The sequence below is a fragment of the Pseudoalteromonas sp. NGC95 genome, from assembly GCF_015864705.1.
In the GTDB taxonomy this organism is placed as follows: domain Bacteria; phylum Pseudomonadota; class Gammaproteobacteria; order Enterobacterales; family Alteromonadaceae; genus Pseudoalteromonas; species Pseudoalteromonas arctica.
Window position 1 is genome coordinate 1 of record NZ_JADYWR010000056.1, and the last position, 1,266, is coordinate 1,266.

General features: G+C 40.5%; 1 protein-coding gene. It reads left to right on the forward strand.

Annotated elements, in window-relative coordinates:
- Positions 1-77: 77 nt before the first annotated feature.
- Positions 78-1,258 (forward strand): IS3 family transposase gene (locus I6E70_RS20500; RefSeq protein WP_165725299.1). Its coding sequence is split into 2 segments (ribosomal slippage): positions 78-336 and positions 336-1,258, totalling 1,182 coding nucleotides; the frame shifts between segments, so codons are not numbered across the junction.
- The last annotated feature ends 8 nt before the right edge of the window (positions 1,259-1,266 follow it).

Below are 1,266 nucleotides of genomic sequence, written 5' to 3' on the forward strand. Positions count from 1 at the left end.
TGTAGTGGTAGAGTAATTTTGGTCACCCATTAAGAAAGAAATGTTATGCTATTTGCATACAAATTTGGGTGAAAAAAATGACAAAATTAAACCGTGCAACGTACTCCGCTGCAATCAAATTAGAAACGGCTCAACTTGTAGTTGACCAAGGTTATACACAAGAAGAAGCAGCCAAAGCGATGGGTGTTGGTAAATCAACCGTAAGTAAATGGGTTGCTCAATTAAAGCAAGAACGTAATGGCCAGTCACCATTGGCTTCACCAATGACACCCGAACAAATTGAAATCCGTGAACTTAAAAAGCAAATCCAACGCATTGAATTAGAAAAGGATATATTAAAAAAGGCTACCGCTCTCTTGATGTCCGACTCCCTGAACAATTCTCGTTAATTGAGAAATTAAATCAACGAGAGCGTTACCCAATTAGTGTGCTATGTAGTGTATTTAATGTGCATCGTAGCAGCTATAAATACTGGGCTATACGGGATACGACACCGACACCAGAGCAAGTAAGGTTAGAGGCTGAAGTTAAAGCCATACATACAATGAGTGGGGGCTCAGCAGGTGCGAGGACAATCGCGGCAATCGCAACGAATAACGATTTTGAATTAAGCCGTTATCGTGCTGCTAAGTTAATGATTAAATTAAAGCTAGAAAGCTGCCAAGTACCTCAACATTCATATAAACGTGGCGGTAATGAACATCTTGAAATCCCAAACCTGCTTAATAGGCAGTTCGATGTTGTTGAGCCAGATACCGTGTGGTGCGGTGATGTTACATATATTTGGACAGGCAATCGCTGGGCTTATTTAGCGGTCGTTATTGATTTATTTGCGCGTAAAGTTGTGGGTTGGGCAATGTCATTGTCGCCAGATTCTAACTTAACGCTAAAAGCGCTTGAGTTAGCTTACGAAAGCAGAGGCAGACCAAGTGGGTTGATGTTTCACTCAGACCAAGGAAGCCATTATACGAGCTTGAAGTACCGCCAACGTTTATGGCGCTATAAAATTACACAAAGCATGAGTCGACGCGGAAATTGTTGGGATAATGCGCCAATGGAGCGATTTTTTAGAAGCTTTAAAACAGAATGGATGCCAAAGGTTGGATATGGGAATTTTATAGACGCTAAATATAGTGTGAGTGATTATATCAACGGATATTACAACAACGTTAGACCGCATCATTATAATGCTGGTTTAGCGCCAAATGAATCTGAGATTAGATACAAAGACTCTAAAACTGTGGCCAAATTTTATTGACCACTACA